Consider the following 18,400-nt stretch of genomic DNA (forward strand, 5'->3'; position numbering starts at 1 on the left):
CCATGTGGTCTAGACCTCTATGAGGAGGGTGAACGGACCGTCGTTCACGCTCCGGACCGCCATCATGGCCCCGAACCGGCCGGTCTCGACCCGTGCGCCACGTTCGCGCAGGGCGTCCACGACGGCCGTTACGAGAGGCTCGGCGATTTCCGGCCTGGCGGCCGCCGTCCACGACGGACGGCGGCCTTTGCGGGTATCGCCGTAGAGAGTGAACTGGCTCACGACAAGCAGGGGGGCATCGGTGGTGGCACACGACTCTTCGTCGCGAAGTATGCGAGCTTCGTGAAGTTTGCGTGCCATCGTGGCCGCCTTCGTCACATCGTCGTCGACGTGGATTCCCAGCAGTACCAGCAAACCCGGTTCGCCGATGGCGCCCGTCACCTCGTCGCCGACGGTCACGCTCGCTTCCGTGACCCTCGCCACCACCGCCCGCATCAGACGGCGGGGAGGAGCATGCCGTGCCGGACCAGTTCGCGGACGACGGGCAGCGCGGCGGCCGCCAGTTCCTCCGGTTCGAGGCCTTGAGCGGCCGCCAAGAGCACGATCAGGTCCTCGAGGGGCAGCGCGCCCTGACAGCCGGCGAGCAGCCGTGTCGCCAGCTCGTCGATCTCGTGTGACCAGCCGGGACCGTCGGTGCGGTGCAGCCGCTGGACGGTCGTGGTCCAGCCCTCCTCGCCCGGCTCGGCGACGCTCTCCAGAAGGACGCTCTCCGGGACCCGGAACCGGGTGTCGAGGAGTGACTCCCCGTTGGCGCGCAGCCATTCCACCCGGTCCAGCCAGTTCGCCGCCTCGGCGCCCAGCGGGTCGTCGTAGGCCTGCCGGAGGTCCTCGCACACGATCGTCGGGGTCGCGCCGTCCGCCCGGCGAAGGGTGACGAAGCCGAATCCGATGCCTTGGACGTCGTTTTCGGCGAACCAGTCGAGCCAGGCGCCGGATTTCGCGCGGCCTTCGGGGGAGCGGGGCTCGATTCCCGCGTCGCGCAGCCACGTGCCGACGTACAGGCCAGGATCCGCGATGTCCCGCTGGACGAACCACGCGTCGGTCTCGGCGGGCAGCCAGCGGGTCACCCGATCGCCCCAGTCCTCGCCCTCGACGTGCAACCAGGACGCGAGGAGCTGACCGGTGCCGCCTTCGTTGAGGAACCCGGGCAGCTGCCGCACCACGAGCGCGCTGGCGTCGTCGCCCGCCAGCCCGGAGTCGCGGTAGGTGTAGTCCACCCTCGGCGGGCCGACCACGAACGGCGGATTGCAGACGATCTGGTCGAACCGGCGCCGCGCGACCGGGGCGAACCATTCACCCCGGACGAGTTCGACGTCCAGTTCGTTGAGCCGGAAGGTGGCCGCGGCGAGCGCCAGCGCGCGGGCCGAGACGTCGGTGGCGGTGACCCTCTTCGCGTGGCGGGTGGCGTACAGGGCCTGGACGCCGTTCCCGGTGCCGACGTCGAGCAGGCTGCCGACCTCGCGGCGGCCGGTGGCGCGGACCAGGCTGAGGGACGCCTGCCCGATGCCGAGCACGTGGTCCTCCGGCACGGTATGGCCGAGGATGTCCGCGTCCAGGTCCGAAACGACCCACCACGAACCCTCGTCGTCGCCGTGCGGGCGGACGTCGAGACCGGCCCGGTAGCCGTCGGTGGCGGGGACGAGCAGCGTCGCGGCGACCGCGTCATCGAGGGACAACGGCGCGAAGGCGGCCTCGACGTCCTTCTCCGCTTCGGTCGAGCCCAGGAGGAACAGCCGGATCAGCGTGCCGAGGTCACCGGCGTCGCGGGTCGCGCGATGGACGAGTTCGGGTTCGCCGCGGCCGAGGGCGGCTTGCGCGGAGCCGAGCGCGTCGACCACGCCGTCGGCGTCGTAACCCGCCCGGCGGAAGGCGTCCCGCAGCCTCGCGCAGACGTCGTCGGACAGGTCGGGGAAGGCCGCTGGTGTGCTCACGGTGGGTAATACTGCCAGGATGACGTCGTGAGCCTCGAGAGTGTCCTGGCACCGCTGCAGGCGGCGCTGCCCGGATTGGAAGACCTGTACACCGACCTCCACCGGCATCCGGAGCTGTCGTTCGCCGAAACCCGCACCGCCGCCGAACTGGCCCGGCGCCTGGAGGCCGACGGCTACGAGGTGCACACCGGCATCGGGCGCACCGGCGTCCTGGGCGTGCTGCGCAACGGACCCGGCCCGAAGGTCATGCTGCGCGCCGACATCGACGCGCTGCCGGTCGAGGAGAAGACCGGCCTGCCCTACGCGAGCACCGCCCGCGGGGTCGACGCCGACGGCCGCGACGTCCCGGTGATGCACGCCTGCGGCCACGACATGCACGCCACCTGGCTCTCCGGCGCCGCTTCGCTGCTGTCCGCCGGACGCGAGCACTGGTCGGGCACGCTGATGGTCGTCTTCCAGCCGGGGGAGGAGGCCGGGGACGGCGCCGTCGGCATGGTCCGCGACGGCGTCTTCGAACCCGCGGGCAAACCCGACGTCGTGCTCGGCCAGCACGTCGTCCCCGGTCCGGCGGGCTGGGTGCTGACCAGGCCGGGCGTGATCATGGCGGCCACCGACGCGCTGCGCATCACGCTGCACGGCCGGGGCGGGCACGGCTCGCGCCCCGAGACGACGGTGGATCCCGCGGTGCTCGCCGCGTCCGTGGTGCTGAAACTGCAGACCATCGTTTCGCGGGAGATCTCGGCGACCGAGTCGGCCGTGGTGACCGTCGGTTCGCTGCACATCGGGACCGCGCACAACATCATCGCCGACCACGCCGTGCTGGAGGTCAACATCCGGTCGTTCGACCAGGCCGTGCGGGAGAAGGTCGTCGCGGCGGTCGAGCGGATCGTCCAGGGCGAGGCCGCGACCGCGGGCGCGCCGAAGCCGCCGGAGATCGAGCGCATCGGCACGTTCCCGGTCACCGAGAACGACGACGCGGCCACCGAAGGCCTCACCGCCGCGTTCCGCGACCACTTCGGCGAGGGCCGGGTGATGCCCGCGCCGCTGGTCACCGGCAGTGAGGACTTCAGCGAGTTCGGCCGCGCGGCCGGGGTGCCGTCGGTGTTCTGGCTGGTCGGCGGGCTGGACGAGCAGGAGGTCATCGCCGCGATGACGGCGGGTCGGTTCGAACAGGACATCCCGTCGAACCATTCGCCGCTGTTCGCGCCGCTCCCGCATCCGACGCTTTCGGCGGGCGTGGAAACGCTCGTGGTCGCGGCTTGGCACCGGCTCACCCACCCGGGTGTCGGATGAGCCCGGCGAGTGGGAGCATGGAAGCCGGAGGTGGTGCTGTGAACGCGCCCGCCCACGGTCCCGAACCGAGGGAACCCGCTCCGGTGCTGATCACCGAAGCCGCCCCGTCCTACGAAGACCAGCTCGCCAAGCGGAAGCGGAAGTACATCATCATGATGTCCTTCCGCATCCCGTGCCTCATCCTCGCCGGCATCCTCTACGAGACCTGGTGGCTCGCGCTGGCGCTGATCGCGATCTCGATCCCGCTGCCCTGGATCGCCGTCCTGGTGGCCAACGACCGGCCGCCACGCAAGAGCGAAACGGTCAACCGGTACCAGGCCGAACCGACCCGCATCGAAGGCGGCAACCACCAGGTCATCGACGGCGGCTGATCAGGGCTGCGGCCCGACCTTCGCGACCGCGCGGGCACCCAGCCGCGTACCCGCCCGAAGCACCTCCACGGTGGACTCGCCGCGCAGCCACGCCGCCAGCACACCGGCGTCGAAGGCGTCCCCGGCGCCGGTGGAGTCGACGCAGTCGGCGGGCACCGACGGCACCGAGGTGATGGTGCCGCCCGCGTCGATCCAGCTGGCGCCGTCGAGACCGGCGGTGACGACGACGTCGCCGACGTAGCCCAGCAGTTCCTTCGCCGCTTCCGGATCGCTCGACCCGGTCAGCGCGACCAGCTCGCTGGTGTTCGGCATCAGCAGGTCGACGCCGCGCACGTCGTCGAGGAAACCCGCCGGATCGGTCATCAGCGTCGCCGCCTGCGGGTCGACCGACGTCGTCAGCCCGGCCTTCTTCGCCGCCGCCAGTGAGGCGAGCGCCGCGGGCCGGGACGACGGGTACAGCAGGACGTAGCCCGAGAGGTGCAGGTGGCTCGCCCCGCTCAGCGCCTGCTCGGTGATGTCCTCGGGAGCGAACTTCGCGTTCGCGCCGCGGTCGGCGAGCATGCTCCGCTCACCGGCACCGTCGACGAGCACCACGACGCAGAACGTCGGGTCCTCGGGATCCACCGCGAATTCGCAGCGGACGCCCGCCGCTTCCAGCTCGCTCTTCACCATGCGGCCGCCGGAATCGTCGCCGATCCGCGCGATCAGCGTGGTTTCCGCTCCCTCGGCGCGCAGCCACAGCGCGGTGTTCGCACCCGCGCCACCGCTGGTGAAGTGGACCTTCGCGCGGATGTCGCCGCCGTGCGGGATGGGACCTTCGTGCCGCGCGACCACGTCCAGACCGACGTCGCCGACGACCACGATCCCGCTCATGCCGCGTTCCCGGCGAGCGCGACGGCGACCGAGGTGGCCAGTTCCGCGTTGGACAGGACAAGCGCCTCGTTGGCGTCGAGACTCACGCCGCCGCTCGCGGTGTGGAAATGCTCCAGCAACACCGGTGTGACCTCCTTGCCGTGGACCCCTTGCGATTTCAAGAGTTCCAGCCCCTCGGCGAGCAGCCGATCGTGCAGTTCCCGGTCCATTTCGGACGCTGCCGGGATCGGATTCGCCAGCAGCACCCCGGAATCCGCGTGTGCCCGGTGGGCGGCGATGACCGCGGCCGCCTGCGCGGCGTCGTCGACCCGCCACGGCACCTCGTAGCCGGACGAGCGGAGGTAGAACGCGGGGAACTCGCCGGTGCGGTACCCCAGCACGGGCACCGAGTTGGTCTCCAGCAGCTCCAGCGTCGCGGCGATGTCGAGGACCGACTTCACCCCGGAGCAGACGACCGTGGTCGGCACCTTCGCGAGCACGCCCAGATCCGCCGAGACGTCCCAGCTCTGTGCCGCGCCCTGGTGCACGCCGCCCAGCCCGCCGGTGGCGAACATGCCGATCCCGGCCGCGGCGGCGAGCGCCGCGGTGCTCGCGACGGTCGTCGCGCCGGAGCGGCCGAGGCCGACGGCCGGGCCGATGTCGCGCAGGGACAGCTTGTCCAGGTCCGCGCCCGGCGCGCAGACGCGCTCCAGCTGCTCGCCGGTGAGCCCGATCAAGGGGACGCCGTCGAGCACGGCGATCGTCGCGGGGACGGCGCCGCCGTCGCGCACGACCTTCTCCAGCCGCCGGGCGACGTCGAGGTTCCGGCCGGGCGGGAGACCGTGGGAGAGGATGGTGCTCTCCAGCGCGACGACGGGGTCACCGTCGGCGAGGGCGGAGGCGACCTCTTCGTGAAGGGACAGTTGCGGAGTCACGAACGAACATCATCGGTGATGTGGGTCCGCGCCACGCCATCGGGTCAGTTCGCGCGCGAGGTTCTCCCGCGCCTTGCTCTCCCAGCGTGCCCGCGCGATGTCGCTGCGATACAGCCGCGGCCGCGCCAGCAGGCTCTCCAGGACGGTCGCGCGTCCGATGCGCCAGTCCTCGTCCGAATAGATCGAGTACTCCTCCCGGACACCGTTCGCGTACTCCTGGTACTTCTCCGGCGAGGCGCCGAGAATCGCGAGGTCGGCGTCGAGCAGTGCGGTGGCGAGGACGTCGTCGTCGGGGGCGGCGTGGTGGATCGTGCTGAGGACCAGCTCCTCCGCACGGGTGATTTCGGCCTCCGGGACCCGGGCGTTGGCGAGTTCGTCGCGGGTCCAGGCCGCGCTGGCCTGTTCGTCCTCGCCGGGTCGGGCGTCGTAGACGACGTCGTGCGTCCAGGCGGCGACGGCGATGAGGGCTCGCTCACGGGAGCTCAGGCCGAAGGCGACGGCGAGGGCACCGCTGTCGCGGGCGACGGCTTTGGCGTGCTGGAGATCGTGATAGCGGCGATGCGGCTCGGCGTAGCGGGTTTCGAGGTCGTTCCACGCGACGGCGGCGATCTGGTGATCGCCACCGAGCCTGGTGATCGCGGTCGGCCAGTCCATCTCAGTCGAAGATTCCGCGTGATTTGGCCACTTCGTGCAGCCAGCCTTCGATCTGCGGCTCCCACTTGACCCGGTCCAGCGCCCCGTGGTCGACCTTGAACAGGCCGAGGAACTCCTGGCCGCGCCCGCCGAACCCGCCGCTCTTGGACACCCGGACCCGTTTGGTCACCTCCAGCACGACCTGCGTCTCCGCCGCCGAGGACAGGAAGGTCACCGCCACGGAGGTGAAGACGTTCGTGAACCGCGGCGAGGGGGTGAAGCGGATCTCCTGGAAGAACGGGAGCTGCTGGGTCGCGCCGTTGATCCGGCCGCGTTCCAGCACGGCCTCGCGGAAGACGAAGCCGATCCGGCTGAAGGCGTCCAGTATCCGTTTCTGCGCGGGCAGCGGCTCGATCGCGGCGCCGTCGACGTCCACCGGGTCGGTGACGGAGTTCGCGATGTCGAGGCTGGTCTGCAGGCCGACGGCCATCCCGTGCAGCGGCTTGCCGAAGACGCTGGAGACCGGCGTCTCCCACGGCAGGGCGACCTCGAACGGGATGCGGACCTGCTGGCCGGGCGTGATCCGCTCGCTGCCGGCGAGCTGCTGGGCGCCGAACTCGAGGTCTTCGACCTTCGTTTCGCGTTCGCCCGGGATCTGGACGCGGGCGAGCAGCTTCACCGAGAGACCGTTGATCTCTTGATCGACTTCACCGCCGAGCAGCAGGACCTCGCCGCGCAGGGGACGGCCGGGGGAGACCGAGCGATCGAGCAGCCGGGCGTCGATCTTCGCCCCGCCCGAACCGAATGTCGCGAGCACCTTCTGGAACATGGGCGAGATCCTGCCAGGTCGCCGGTGTGCGCAGGAGGTTTTGGGGCATTATGGAGGGGTGAGTACACAGACCCTTCCGAAGCCGGATACCCGTCCCGAGGGCACCGACGGCACCGACGACGACGCGCCGAAGATGTTCCACTACGTGCGCAAGAACAAGATCGCCGAAAGCGCGGTCATGGGCACGCACGTGGTGGCGCTGTGCGGCGAGGTCTTCCCGGTGACGAAGTCGGCGAAGCCCGGTTCGCCGGTGTGCCCCGACTGCAAGAAGATCTACGACGGTCTCAAGCCGGGCGACTGACACCTGGCCGTCCGGTGTCCGAAACCGGACAAAATCTGAAAATCCTTCACATGGTGGCTGCCCGTCCCGGTTTTCGCTGGTAATTCAGTACCCGCCAGCGAAAACCCGTCGGGACGGAGCCTTCATGCGCAAAACCGGGATCGTGCTCGCCATCGCCGCCTTGCTCGCGGTGTTCACCCCCGCCGCGGCCCAGGCCGTGACGGGCTGGACCACGGTCGGCTCGGACAACGCCCGCCCGCTCGACGAGGGCCAGGGCCTGGCCACCATCGAGCGGCCCTCCGGGACCATCTACCGCTACACCGGGATCGCGACCGTTCCCGTCAACCTGTCTTCGCAGGGCTGGAACCACATCGGCGACCCGGGTTCGGCGCAAGGCTGGTACGTCGAGCCGTACCAGCGCGACGACAGGGGCGCGAAGCTCTTCCGCGTCGAGTCGCCCGATGGGACCTGGGCGAACTACACGCACGCGCTGGAATCGTGGGAAGCGAACAACAACTCGTTCGCCGCCGTGACCCCCGACGCGCGCTGGATGGTGGCGGGCGAGTGGGGCACGATGGACCGGCTCCTCGTGCACCCGATGCCCGGCGTCGCGCACACGAACCCGTCGGCGAACCTGCCGTACTCGTCCGCGATCCGGCTCGACCGGCCCGTGCGGGACATCCAGGGCTGCGACTTCGTCACCGCGACACGGCTGTTGTGCGCGTCCGACGACCCCGAGGGCACGCTGTTCGGGACGACCAAGCCGCTGCTGCAGGTCGATCTTTCCGGCGCGTCGTCCGGTTCGGACGTCACCGGGCGGGTGACCTCGCTGGGGCAGTTGCCGTTGAAGAGCACCTGCAGCGGGAACTTCGAGACCGAGGGCGTCGACGTGGCCGCCGACGGGACCCTGCGGGTCGTGGTGCTGTCGCCTTCGTGGTGTGTGGCCTTCGACAGCAAGACGTGGCGCTTCCGGAAGGCGTGAGCGAAAGGCACGCCGGGCGTCCCACCGGCCCGGCGTGCCTTCCTCCCCCGTCCCCCAGACCTACGAAGTCGGCTCGGGCGTCAGCGTCTCGGAGGCCGGGGCTTCCGTGTGACGTCGCCGCTTCGCGTCCTTCTTCGCGCGGCGCTTCTCTTTCCGCGTCTCGACCGTCGTGTAGAGCGTCGGCACCAGGATCAGCGTCAGCAGGGTCGAACTGACCAGCCCGCCGATCACCACGATCGCCAGCGGCTGCCCGATGAACCCACCCTGACCGGTCAGTCCGAGCGCCATCGGGACCAGCGCGAAGATGGTCGCCGCGGCGGTCATCAGGATCGGCCGCAGCCGTCGCCTGCCGCCCTCGATCACCGCTTCGGACACGCTCATCCCCGAAGCCCGGTACTGGTTGATCAGGTCGATCAGCACGATCGCGTTGGTCACCACGATGCCGACGAGCATCAGCATCCCGATCAGCGCGGGCAGGCCCAGCGCGGTACCGGTGGCCAGCAGCAGCCCGATCGCGCCGGTCGCCGCGAACGGGATCGACACCAGCAGGATCAGCGGCTGGAGCAGGCTGCGGAACGTCGCCACCATGATCAGGTACACGATCGCGACCGCGGCCAGCAGCGCGAGGAACAGGTTCCCGAAGGCTTCCTGCTGGTCCTCGCTGACACCGCCGAGCTTGTACGCCGCGCCGCCGGTGAAGGTCAGGCCGTCCAATTTGGACTGAATGGCCTTCGTGGTGGCGGCCAGGTCCGCGCCGGTGTTCTTGGCGGTGACCGTGGTGCTCAGCTCGCCCGAGGTGCGGTGCACCGCGGCCGGGCCGTCCACAGTGGACACATTCGCGACGGAGTCGAGCCGGACGACGCCCGTCGCGCTCGGGATCGGCAGCGCCTTGACCGCTTCCACCGACACCGGGGCCGAGCCGGCGCGCAGCACGATGTCCGTGCGCTCGCCGTCCACCGGCAACTGGGTCACCGTGCGGCCGGCGATCGCCTGGTTCGCGATCTGGCCGATCGTCGTCGCCGAAAGCCCGCTCGCGGCGGCCTTGGCGGCGTCGACCTCGACCTGCACGCGCGGCGAGCCCTGCGCGAGGTCACTGGTCACCTCGGTCAGGTCCGGCACCCCGGTCAGGGCCTGGCGGACCTGCTCGGCGGCGGGCTTCAGCGAGGCTTCGTCGGGAGCGGTGACGGTGATCGAGACGCCGTCGGAGTTGAAGCCGCCCGCTTCGGCGCCGACCTTGACCTCGCCGAGTTCCGGCGCGCTCAGCTTGCCCCGCAAGCGATCCGAGAGCGCCTCGACGTCGGTGTCCTTGGCGACGGTGACCTGGATGTTGGTGGCCGTCCCGCCACCGCCGAAGAAGTTGCCTCCGCCGATGCTCACCTGATAGGTCTCGACGGCGGGTTCGGCGGCGAGCGCCTGCTCCACCGCGCCCGCGGCCTTCTCCTTGGCCTCGGGACTGGTGCCGGGCGGCAGCTTCTGCGAAAGGCTCAGTGTCGTCGAGCCGGACTGGTCGAGGAAGTTCGTGTTCAGCTGCGACGCGAGCCCGACCGTGCCACCGAAGATGATCAGCGCCAGCAGCACCACGGTGACGCGGCGACGGGTAGCGAACTTGATCACCGGCACGTATCCGCGCTGCAGCAGCCCGCGGCGTTCCTTGTCCTCGGCCGCCTGCCGCGTGAGCTCGGCTTCGTGCTCGTTCGCGGGGGTCTTCGGCGGCTTGAGGAACCAGTACGCCAGCACCGGCACGATCGTCAGCGAGACCAGCAGCGACGCCAGCAGCGCCACGGTGACGGTGATCGCGAACGGCGAGAACAGCTCGCCGACGAAACCGCCGACGAAGGCGATGGGCAGGAACACCGCGACCGTGGTGAGCGTCGACGAGGTCACCGCGCCCGCCACCTCGCGCACGCCGTCGAGGACCGCGCGCTCCTTCTCCTCGCCGTACGCCAGATGTCGTTTGATGTTCTCCAACACCACGATCGAGTCGTCGACGACCCGGCCGATGGCGATGGTGAGCGCGCCGAGGGTGAGCAGGTTCAGCGACAGATCACCGGTCCACAGCGCGAGCAGCGCCACGACCACCGAGAGCGGGATCGACACCGCCGTCACGAGCGTGGACCGCAGCGACATCAGGAACAGCAGGATCACGATGACCGCGAAAGCCAGGCCCAGCAGGCCTTCGGTGGTCAGCCCGCTGATCGCGTCCTTGACCGGGGTGCCCTGGTCGAACACGACGCTCATCTCGGCGCCGATCTTCTTCGACAGCTCGGGCAGCTTGTCCCGCACGGATTCCGAGATCGCGACCGCGTTCCCGTTCTCCACCATGGTGATCGAGAGCCCGAGGCTCGGCTTGCCGTTGGTGCGCGTGATCGACGTCGGCGGCGCGAAGCCCGCCTGGACGTCCGCGACCTCGCCTAGTTTGACCGGTACCGGCTTGGGCGCCTGGGCACCGGGACGCGATCCCGGCGTCGCCGACGGCGTCAGGTAAAGGTTCTTGATCGTGTCCACTGTGGTCGGTCCGCCGCCGACCTGGACGGTGAGCGTCTTGTCGCCTTCGGTCAGCGTCCCGGCCGGGACGGCGGCACCGGCGGTCTGCAGCGTGGTGGCGATCGACGACGGGTCGACGCCCGCCGCGGCCAGCTTCGCGTAGTCCAGCGCGATGGTGACCCGCGGCTGCCGCGCACCGGTCACCTCGACCTCGCGGACGCCGTCGATCTTGCGCAGCTCCGGCGCGACCTCCCCGGTCAGCGCCGGCGCGAGGGCCTGCGGGTCACCGGTGGTCCCGGCGGCGAGCAGGACGACCGGGAGGTCGTCGGTGGAGCCCGCCGAAACGGTCGGTTCGCTGTTCTGCGGCAGCCGCGCCTTGACCCCGTCGACGACGCGCTGGATCTGCCCGACGGCCGCGTCGATGTCCGTGCCGAATTCGAACTGCGCGGTGATCCGCGACAAGCCCTCCGACGACGTCGAGTTCAGTTCTTCGAGCCCCTTGAGGCCCTGCAGCCCGCCTTCGAGCGGTTCGGTGACCTGACGGTCGACCGCGTCCGGCGACGCGCCCGCGTACGGCGTGATGATCTGCGCCTGCGGGAACTGCAGAGACGGGAACAGCTGTTGCTTCAGCTGCGGCAGAGCGAAGGCGCCGAAGCCGATGACCACCAGGGCGAGCAGCCCGATGAGACTTCGGTTGCGCAGGCTCAGTCTGGCCAGCGTGGACATGACGGGATCCCCCAGAAAGGCGACTCGGGAACGTGCGGATTACCGCGAGCCTTTCATGGCGGAGGGCGGACTGGATTCACACCACGGGTGGAATCGGGGTACGACTTCGGGATGAGGTCATCCCCCGGCCGGTGTCAACTTCGCCGTTCTGTCACCTGATCGGCTTCGCTCTGCGTTTCTTCGTTCACCGATTGTTCCGAAGCGTGTTCGGCGTCACCGTCGGGAGAATCGCCGTTCTGGCGGGGACGCCGGAGCGGGACGGTCGTGCGTTCCCACAGTTTGCGACCCTCTTCGGCGCGGATCCGTTCGCTGGCGCGTTCCATCTCCAGCCGCCGCCATTTCCGGCGCTGGCGTTTCGTCGCCTTGGCGGGCCACAGTTCTTGGATCGCGCTGTTGAAGTACGCGCCGCCGACCACCGCGAGCCCGATGAAGAACATCAGCAGCAGGAACGCGATCGGCGCGGCGAGCGCGCCATAGGTGTAGCCGGTCTGGGTGATCCAGTTCAGGTAGATCCGCAGGCCGATGCTGGAGAGCAGGAACACGACCATGGCGAGCATCGCGCCCGGCAGCCCGCGGTGCCACGGCAGCCTGCGCGGCAGGGACAGCTTGTACAGCGTCGTCAGCGCCAGCACGATCATCACGGCCAGCACCGGGTAGTACAGCGTGCCGACCCAGTACGACACCGTGCCCCGCCAGTCGTTCGGGAAGAACTGGGGGAGCAGGTCCGGGCCGATCGCCAGCAGCGGCAGCCCGACCACCAGGATGACCAGCCCGGCCAGGTACAGCAGCAGCGCGAAGATCCGCTGCCAGACGTCGTTGCGGACGCCGTACTGGTCGTGCGCCACGGTGATCGCGTCGACGAACGACGACATCGCCGACGAGCCCGCCCACAGGGAGATCAGGAATCCGATGGAGACGATCTCGCCCTTGCCGACGAACAGGATGCTGTTGACCGTCGGCTCGATGATGTCGTGGACGGCGTTGTCGCTGAAGATCGTCTTGCTGAAGGTGATGATCCGGTCGTGGACCGCGGTCACGACCTCCTGACCGAACCAGTCGCCGACGAAGCCGAGGCAACCGAGGAGTCCGAGCAGCAGCGGCGGCAGCGACAGCGTCTGCCAGAACGCGGCTTCGGCGGCCTCGGAGAAGATGTTGCCTTCCCAGGCCTTGTTGAGCGTGCGGCTGAGTAGGCGCAACGGGCGCCTGCGGGCCTTCGTGACCTCGGCGGCCGGCTCGTTCCGGCCGTTCTCCTCGCTCATGCAGCTCCTCCGCCGGCGCCGAGCGCCCTTGACAGGGTCCAGCATGGTCCATGTCCGGGCATTCGGCTCGTCACCCCTGGGTTTTCGGGTGAGTAAACCGACAACGGGGGTGGCGCTTCCGGCGTTCCACGGGCCCGGCAGGTAGGCTCACTGGAGTGCCCTCACCTCAGGCGCCGGCGTCGCGGCCGGATACCAAAGTGGGGGTTTTCGCTTGTGACAGGGCGGATGACCAGGGGTTTCGGGTGAGGGAGGAGGGGAACCGGCATGTCGGAAACGGTTGAGCGCAATCGAGGCGAGCTGGGCGCGCCTCCCGCGTCGAAGGACAGCACCGCCCGCCCGCTGCGTGCCTGGCAGCGCCGCGCGCTGACGAAGTACCTGACGAAGAAACCGAAGGATTTCCTGGCCGTCGCGACGCCGGGCGCGGGCAAGACGGTGTTCGGTCTCCGGATCGCCGCCGAGCTGCTGAGCGACCGGACCATCGAAGCGATCACCATCGTCGCGCCCACGGAGCACCTGAAGCACCAGTGGGCCGCCTCGGCGGCGGCCGCGGGGATCGCGATCGACTCGAACTTCCGCAACGGCGCCGGTGCCACCTCACGCGACTACCAAGGTGTCGCGGTGACCTACGCGCAGGTCGCGGCGCATCCGACGCTGCACCGCGTGCGCACCGAGAACCGCAAGACCCTGGTCATCCTGGACGAGATCCACCACGGCGGTGACGCGAAGTCCTGGGGTGACGCGATCCGCGAGGCGTTCACGCCCGCCGTCCGCCGTCTCGCGCTGACCGGGACACCGTTCCGCAGTGACGACTCGCAGATCCCGTTCGTCACCTACGAGCCCGACGGTTCGGGCTTCCAGCGCAGCAAATCCGACCACTCCTACGGCTACGCCGACGCGCTCGCCGACGGCGTGGTCCGGCCGGTCGTCTTCCTCGCCTACTCCGGCGAAGCCTCCTGGCGCACGAGCGCGGGGGAGGAGTTCACCGCGCGGCTCGGCGAGCCGCTGACCGCCGAGCAGAACGCGCGGGCCTGGCGCACGGCGCTCGACCCGGCCGGTGAGTGGGTCCCGGCGGTGCTGCAGGCCGCGGACACGCGCCTCGCGCAGCTTCGCGCCAATGGCATCCCGGACGCCGGCGGCCTGGTGATCGCCACCGACCAGGACTCCGCGCGCGCCTACGCCAAGATCCTGGAGCGGCTCTCCGGCCAGACCCCGACTGTCGTCCTCTCCGACGACCCCAAGGCGTCCGGGCGGATCAAGGAGTTCTCCGACTCGACCGACCGCTGGCTGGTCGCGGTCCGGATGGTGTCCGAAGGCGTCGACGTCCCGCGTCTCGCCGTCGGCGTCTACGCCACGAGCGCGTCGACCCCGCTGTTCTTCGCGCAGGCCATCGGCCGGTACGTGCGCTCGCGCAAACCGGGCGAGACGGCCTCGGTCTTCCTGCCGAGCGTGCCGGTGCTGCTGGAACTGGCCAGCGAGCTGGAGGCGCAGCGCGACCACGTACTCGGCAAGCCACACCGCGAGAAGGAGGGCTGGGAGGACGAACTCCTCGCCCAGGCCAACCGCACCGAGGACGAGCCGGGCGAAGAGGAGAAGGCGTTCACCTCGCTGGGCGCCTCCGCCGAGCTCGACCAGGTCATCTACGACGGCAACTCCTTCGGCACCGCGGTGTTCTCCGGTTCCGACGAGGAGCAGGAGTACCTCGGGCTCCCGGGGCTGCTCGAACCGGACCAGGTCCGCGCCCTGCTGCGGAAGCGGCAGGAGGAGCAGCTCTCGGACGAGAAGCGCCGGAAGCCCAAGGCCGAAGAGGCGGCGCCGGTCGCGCGGCCGCAGTCGGTCAGCGAGCGGCTCGGTGCCCTGCGCAAGGAGCTGAACGCCCTGGTGGGCGTGATCCACCACCGCACGCGGAAGCCGCACGGCGCGATCCACAACGAACTCCGCCGGATCTGCGGCGGCCCGCCGACCGCGATGGCGACGGTCGAACAGCTCGAAGAGCGGATCGTCACCCTGCGTACCTGGTAGCGCCCCGTACCCGTGTAATGAACGGGACTTTCCTTGCAAAATTTGCAAGGAAAGTCCCGTTCATTGCGTCCGGGACTGAACGCGCGGACCGGCGCACATTACGCTGCGCAAGTGGTGGCGGTCACACCGTCAACGGACCTAGACTTCGTACGTCTTGCTACGGCCACGTTGCCAAACCGTGTCCATTTGATGAGGCTTAATCGATTCAGCCGTCTTCCGCGAAACCCGTTCGGCGGCATATGTTGTCGCCCACAACATATGCGCGATGGTGCGACCGGTCCTCCAGGATCGCCGCCCGCGAGCAAGATCCGGAAGGAACGAGGATGCGCAGCAGAACCCTTACCCTCCTCGCCGCGACGGTGGGCGCCGGCCTGGTGCTCTCCGCCTGTGGCGCCAACTCCGCCGACTCGGGCAGCAGCAACTCCTCGCAGTCCGCCCCGGCTCCGGGCGGTGCCGCCGCCGGCGGCAAGGTCGGTGTCATCCTGCCGGAGACCGCCACCTCCGCGCGCTGGGAGTCCTTCGACAAGCCGTTCCTGACCAAGGCGCTCAAGGACGCGGGCTTCGACGCCGACGTCCAGAACGCGCAGGGCGACGTCCAGAAGTTCACCACGCTGGCCGACGGCATGATCGCGCAGAACGTCAAGGTCCTGATCATCGCCGCCATCAACGGCGAGGTCGGCTCGGCCGTCGCCAAGAAGGCGCAGGCCGCGGGCATCCCGACGATCGACTACGACCGCCTGAACCTCGGCGGCAGCTCCGACTACTACGTCTCGTTCGACAACGAGAAGGTCGGCCAGCTCCAGGGCCAGGGCCTCGCCGACGCGCTGAAGGACAAGAAGGGCGCCGAGGTCGTCATGATCGAGGGTGCCCCGACCGACAACAACGCGACGCTGTTCGCCAACGGCCAGAAGTCCGTCCTGCAGCCGAAGTTCGCCAGCAACGACCTCAAGCTCGTGCGCGAACAGGCCATCGACAACTGGGACAACCAGAAGGGCGGTCAGACCTTCGAGCAGATCCTGACCGACAACAAGGGCAAGGTCGACGGCGTCGTCGCCGCGAACGACGGTCTCGCGGGCGCGGTCATCACCGTGCTGAAGAAGAACGGCCTCAACGGCAAGGTCCCGGTCACCGGCCAGGACGCCACCGCGGACGGCCTCATGGCGATCCTGCGCGGCGACCAGTACATGACCGTTTTCAAGCCCATCAAGGAAGAGGCCGAGGCCGCGGCGAAGCTCGCCGTCCTGCTGGCCAAGGGCGACAAGGCGGGCGCCGACGCGCTGGCCACCGGCAAGGCGAAGGACCCGAAGGGCAACCGCGAGGTCAAGTCCGTGCTCCTCGAGCCGAAGCTGACCACCAAGGACGGTGTCAAGGAGGTCGTGACGCAGGGCTACGTCAAGGCGGCCGAGATCTGCGGCGGCGAGCTGGCCGCGGCGTGCACGCAGCTCGGCATCTCCTGACCCGTTAATCCAGACGACCGGGCCGGGGCGTGCTCCCGACAGCGCGCCCCGGCCCGGTTCCCACCCGGGAGAATTCGAGAAACCCCCATGAGCGAACCCATCCTCGAACTGAAGCAGCTGAACAAGAGCTTCGGGCCGGTCCACGTCCTCCACGACGTGGACTTCAACGTGCGCGCCGGTGAGGTCACCGCGCTCGTCGGCGACAACGGTGCCGGCAAGTCCACTTTGGTCAAGTCGATCGCCGGCATCCACGGCTACGACTCGGGCACGGTGAAGTTCCAGGGCGAGCAGGTGCACATCCACGGCCCGCGCGACGCCGCGGATCTGGGGATCGAGGTCGTGTACCAGGACCTCGCCCTCGCCGAGAACCTCGACATCGTGCAGAACATGTTCCTCGGCCGCGAACGCGGCAGCAAATGGCTGCTCGACGAGGCCAGCATGGAGAAGGCCGCGCGCGAGACACTGGCCTCGCTTTCGGTCCGCACCGTGAAGTCCGTCCGCACACCGGTTTCGGCCCTCTCGGGTGGGCAGCGGCAGACCGTCGCGATCGCCAAGTCCGTGCTGTGGGACTCGAAGGTCGTCCTGCTCGACGAGCCGACCGCCGCGCTCGGTGTCGCGCAGACCCGTCAGGTGCTCGACCTCGTCCGCCGCCTCGCGGAACAGGGCCTCGGAGTGGTGCTGATCAGCCACAACATGGCCGACGTCTTCGAGGTCGCCGACCGCATCGCGGTGCTCTACCTCGGCCGTCTCGTCGCCGAGGTGCACACCAAGGACGTCACCCACGGCCAGGTCGTGGAACTGATCACCGCCGGCCGCTCCGGCGACCTCGGCCTTGCCCGCCCCGAAGCCGCCGTCCTGTGAGTGAGAAAGAACCGGAAATGACTGAGACTCCTGCAAAGCCCGCCTCGCCGGAGGGGGGCAAGTCGGCGGCTTCCGCGCTCAACCCGTCGGCGGCCATCACGGACTTCGGCATCGACACGACATCGATGTCAACGGGTGAGGCGATCGGCGACTACTTCTCCCGGCTCAAGGCGGGACAGCTGGGTTCGCTGCCCGCGCTGCTCGGCCTGCTCGTGCTGGTGATCGTGTTCGCCTCGCTGTCGGACACCTTCCTGACGATGAACAACATCGCGAACCTGATGGCGCAGGGCGCCGGCAAGGCGATCATCGCGATGGGCATCGTGTTCGTGCTGCTGCTCGGCGAGATCGACCTGTCCGCGGGCACCGCGTCCGGCGTGACCGCCGCCGTCCTCGCGATGCACTACGTGCGCAACGGAAACCTGCTGGGCGGGATGGGGAACGGTGTGTTCATCACGTTCCTCGTGGTGCTCGCGATCGCCGGTCTGCTCGGGGTGATTCTGCGGATCTGGGCGGGTGTCGGGTTCGCCGTGCTCGCCATCGCGCTGGTGCTCTCGGGAGCGGCGGCCAATCCGTGGATCGAGATCGTGCTCGCGATCAGCGTCGGTGGCGCGATCGGTGTCCTCACCGGGTTCCTCGTCTCGAAGATCGGCATGCCGTCGTTCGTCGTGACGCTGGCGCTCTTCCTCGCCTGGCAAGGTGTCATCCTCCAGTTCATCGGTGAGGGCGGCACCCTCGGCATCAGCACCTCGGACGTGCTGTTCAAGGTCGCCAACGGCAACCTGTCCACGATGGGCAGCTGGATCCTGTTCGTGGTCGCCGCCGGTGGGTTCGCCGCGGTGTCACTGGGCCAGCACTTCTCGCGGCTGAAACGGGGCCTGGTCACCCAGCCGACGCCGATGGTGCTGTTCAAGGTCGGCGCGATCGCGGTCGTCGCGGCCATCGCGACCTATCTGCTCACGATCAACCGCGCGCCCAACCCGAACATCGTGATCTCCGGTGTCCCGTACGTCGTGCCGATCGTGCTCGCCCTGCTGGTGCTCGGTACCTACGTGCTCAACCGCACGCAGTACGGCCGCCACATCTACGCGGTCGGCGGCAACCGGGAAGCGGCCCGCCGCGCCGGTATCAACGTCGAGAAGATCCGCGCTTCGGTGTTCGTCATCTGCTCGGCGGTGGCGGCGATCGGCGCGATCGTCTACTCGTCGAAGGTCGGTTCGGTCGACCCGCAGGCCGGTGGCCTCAACACGCTGCTGTTCGCGGTCGGTGCCGCCGTCATCGGTGGTACGTCGCTGTTCGGCGGCAAGGGCCGGGTCGTCGACGCGGTGATCGGTGGCCTCGTGCTCGCGGTCGTCGAGAACGCGCTGGGCCTGCTGAAGCAGTCGGCGGCGGTGGTCAACATCGTCACCGGTCTGGTGCTGCTGCTCGCGGCAACGGTGGACGCGCTGTCCCGGCGCCGCGCGGCTGCGTCGCCGCGCTGAGTCCGCATGG

The 18,400-nt window shown here is 69.4% G+C and carries 16 protein-coding genes; 8 read left to right on the forward strand and 8 right to left on the reverse strand.

Translation table 11 applies throughout. The features are described 5' to 3' along the window. Positions 1–9: 9 nt before the first annotated feature. A complete protein-coding gene (gene dtd / locus ACZ5IK_RS12560; RefSeq protein WP_465487805.1) occupies positions 10–435 on the reverse strand; it encodes a D-aminoacyl-tRNA deacylase in 426 nt (141 codons plus the stop codon). After that, positions 435–1,931, reverse strand: coding sequence for a DUF7782 domain-containing protein (locus ACZ5IK_RS12565; RefSeq protein ID WP_465487806.1), 1,497 nt, complete (start codon positions 1,929–1,931; stop codon positions 435–437). The genes dtd and ACZ5IK_RS12565 overlap by 1 nt, the downstream gene beginning before the upstream one ends. Before the next feature lie 27 nt (positions 1,932–1,958). Between ACZ5IK_RS12565 and ACZ5IK_RS12570 the strand changes: the two genes are divergently transcribed. Then, the gene (locus ACZ5IK_RS12570) at positions 1,959–3,224 is read left to right on the forward strand and encodes an amidohydrolase (RefSeq protein ID WP_465487807.1); all 1,266 of its coding nucleotides are present in this window, start codon (positions 1,959–1,961) and stop codon (positions 3,222–3,224) included. Positions 3,225–3,241: 17 nt separating this feature from the next. Further along, positions 3,242–3,595, forward strand: a complete 354-nt coding sequence (locus ACZ5IK_RS12575) for a DUF3099 domain-containing protein (protein WP_101606577.1) — start codon at positions 3,242–3,244, stop codon at positions 3,593–3,595. Here the strand turns inward: ACZ5IK_RS12575 and ACZ5IK_RS12580 are convergent, their stop codons facing one another. The 4 genes from ACZ5IK_RS12580 to ACZ5IK_RS12595 are packed head-to-tail and all read right to left on the reverse strand — an operon-like array spanning position 3,596 to position 6,844. After that, positions 3,596–4,468 (reverse strand): carbohydrate kinase family protein, encoded by an 873-nt coding sequence (locus ACZ5IK_RS12580; RefSeq protein WP_465487808.1) that lies wholly within the window; start codon positions 4,466–4,468, stop codon positions 3,596–3,598. After that, on the reverse strand, positions 4,465–5,382 hold the full coding sequence (locus ACZ5IK_RS12585) for a pseudouridine-5'-phosphate glycosidase (protein WP_465487809.1): 918 nt from the start codon (positions 5,380–5,382) through the stop codon (positions 4,465–4,467). The genes ACZ5IK_RS12580 and ACZ5IK_RS12585 overlap by 4 nt, the downstream gene beginning before the upstream one ends. Before the next feature lie 9 nt (positions 5,383–5,391). After that, positions 5,392–6,036 carry an HD domain-containing protein gene (locus tag ACZ5IK_RS12590; RefSeq protein WP_465487810.1) on the reverse strand — a complete coding sequence of 215 codons (645 nt, stop codon included), beginning with the start codon at positions 6,034–6,036 and terminating at the stop codon, positions 5,392–5,394. Between the two features lies 1 nt (position 6,037). After that, positions 6,038–6,844, reverse strand: coding sequence for a sporulation protein (locus ACZ5IK_RS12595; RefSeq protein ID WP_465487811.1), 807 nt, complete (start codon positions 6,842–6,844; stop codon positions 6,038–6,040). 58 nt (positions 6,845–6,902) lie between these two features. Between ACZ5IK_RS12595 and ACZ5IK_RS12600 the strand changes: the two genes are divergently transcribed. Together ACZ5IK_RS12600 and ACZ5IK_RS12605 are read left to right on the forward strand one after the other, a co-directional pair. Next, positions 6,903–7,145 (forward strand): DUF3039 domain-containing protein, encoded by a 243-nt coding sequence (locus tag ACZ5IK_RS12600; RefSeq protein ID WP_005164469.1) that lies wholly within the window; start codon positions 6,903–6,905, stop codon positions 7,143–7,145. A gap of 124 nt (positions 7,146–7,269) precedes the next feature. Next, positions 7,270–8,106 (forward strand): hypothetical protein, encoded by an 837-nt coding sequence (locus ACZ5IK_RS12605; protein WP_465487812.1) that lies wholly within the window; start codon positions 7,270–7,272, stop codon positions 8,104–8,106. A gap of 60 nt (positions 8,107–8,166) precedes the next feature. Here the strand turns inward: ACZ5IK_RS12605 and ACZ5IK_RS12610 are convergent, their stop codons facing one another. Both ACZ5IK_RS12610 and ACZ5IK_RS12615 read right to left on the reverse strand, forming a co-directional pair. Then, the gene (locus ACZ5IK_RS12610; protein WP_465487813.1) at positions 8,167–11,316 is read right to left on the reverse strand and encodes an efflux RND transporter permease subunit; all 3,150 of its coding nucleotides are present in this window, start codon (positions 11,314–11,316) and stop codon (positions 8,167–8,169) included. A 134-nt stretch (positions 11,317–11,450) separates the two neighbouring features. Beyond that, complete coding sequence (locus ACZ5IK_RS12615) at positions 11,451–12,575, reverse strand: YihY/virulence factor BrkB family protein (RefSeq protein ID WP_465487814.1); 1,125 nt, start codon at positions 12,573–12,575, stop codon at positions 11,451–11,453. Between the two features lie 264 nt (positions 12,576–12,839). Between ACZ5IK_RS12615 and ACZ5IK_RS12620 the strand changes: the two genes are divergently transcribed. The 4 genes from ACZ5IK_RS12620 (at position 12,840) to ACZ5IK_RS12635 (ending at position 18,390) form a co-directional block, all read left to right on the forward strand. Further along, positions 12,840–14,594 (forward strand): DEAD/DEAH box helicase, encoded by a 1,755-nt coding sequence (locus ACZ5IK_RS12620; protein WP_465487815.1) that lies wholly within the window; start codon positions 12,840–12,842, stop codon positions 14,592–14,594. 323 nt (positions 14,595–14,917) lie between these two features. Beyond that, the gene (locus tag ACZ5IK_RS12625) at positions 14,918–16,051 is read left to right on the forward strand and encodes a sugar ABC transporter substrate-binding protein (protein WP_465487816.1); all 1,134 of its coding nucleotides are present in this window, start codon (positions 14,918–14,920) and stop codon (positions 16,049–16,051) included. An 87-nt stretch (positions 16,052–16,138) separates the two neighbouring features. Beyond that, entirely contained in the window at positions 16,139–16,912 is a 774-nt protein-coding gene (locus tag ACZ5IK_RS12630) for an ATP-binding cassette domain-containing protein (RefSeq protein ID WP_101606586.1), read from the forward strand. Between the two features lie 17 nt (positions 16,913–16,929). Continuing rightward, the gene (locus ACZ5IK_RS12635; RefSeq protein WP_465487817.1) at positions 16,930–18,390 is read left to right on the forward strand and encodes a sugar ABC transporter permease; all 1,461 of its coding nucleotides are present in this window, start codon (positions 16,930–16,932) and stop codon (positions 18,388–18,390) included. Positions 18,391–18,400 lie beyond the last annotated feature (10 nt).

It is taken from the genome of Amycolatopsis sp. NPDC031561, assembly GCF_055580625.1.

Excerpts from the sequence above, each read along its gene's own strand:
- dtd (WP_465487805.1), bottom strand. The coding sequence starts at position 435 with ATGCGGGCGGTGGTGGCGAGGGTCACGGAAGCGAGCGTGACCGTCGGC.
- ACZ5IK_RS12575 (WP_101606577.1), top strand. The coding sequence starts at position 3,242 with ATGGAAGCCGGAGGTGGTGCTGTGAACGCGCCCGCCCACGGTCCCGAA.
- ACZ5IK_RS12580 (WP_465487808.1), bottom strand. The coding sequence starts at position 4,468 with ATGAGCGGGATCGTGGTCGTCGGCGACGTCGGTCTGGACGTGGTCGCG.
- ACZ5IK_RS12590 (WP_465487810.1), bottom strand. The coding sequence starts at position 6,036 with ATGGACTGGCCGACCGCGATCACCAGGCTCGGTGGCGATCACCAGATC.
- ACZ5IK_RS12595 (WP_465487811.1), bottom strand. The coding sequence starts at position 6,844 with ATGTTCCAGAAGGTGCTCGCGACATTCGGTTCGGGCGGGGCGAAGATC.
- ACZ5IK_RS12605 (WP_465487812.1), top strand. The coding sequence starts at position 7,270 with ATGCGCAAAACCGGGATCGTGCTCGCCATCGCCGCCTTGCTCGCGGTG.
- ACZ5IK_RS12610 (WP_465487813.1), bottom strand. The coding sequence starts at position 11,316 with ATGTCCACGCTGGCCAGACTGAGCCTGCGCAACCGAAGTCTCATCGGG.
- ACZ5IK_RS12615 (WP_465487814.1), bottom strand. The coding sequence starts at position 12,575 with ATGAGCGAGGAGAACGGCCGGAACGAGCCGGCCGCCGAGGTCACGAAG.
- ACZ5IK_RS12620 (WP_465487815.1), top strand. The coding sequence starts at position 12,840 with ATGTCGGAAACGGTTGAGCGCAATCGAGGCGAGCTGGGCGCGCCTCCC.
- ACZ5IK_RS12625 (WP_465487816.1), top strand. The coding sequence starts at position 14,918 with ATGCGCAGCAGAACCCTTACCCTCCTCGCCGCGACGGTGGGCGCCGGC.
- ACZ5IK_RS12630 (WP_101606586.1), top strand. The coding sequence starts at position 16,139 with ATGAGCGAACCCATCCTCGAACTGAAGCAGCTGAACAAGAGCTTCGGG.
- ACZ5IK_RS12635 (WP_465487817.1), top strand. The coding sequence starts at position 16,930 with ATGACTGAGACTCCTGCAAAGCCCGCCTCGCCGGAGGGGGGCAAGTCG.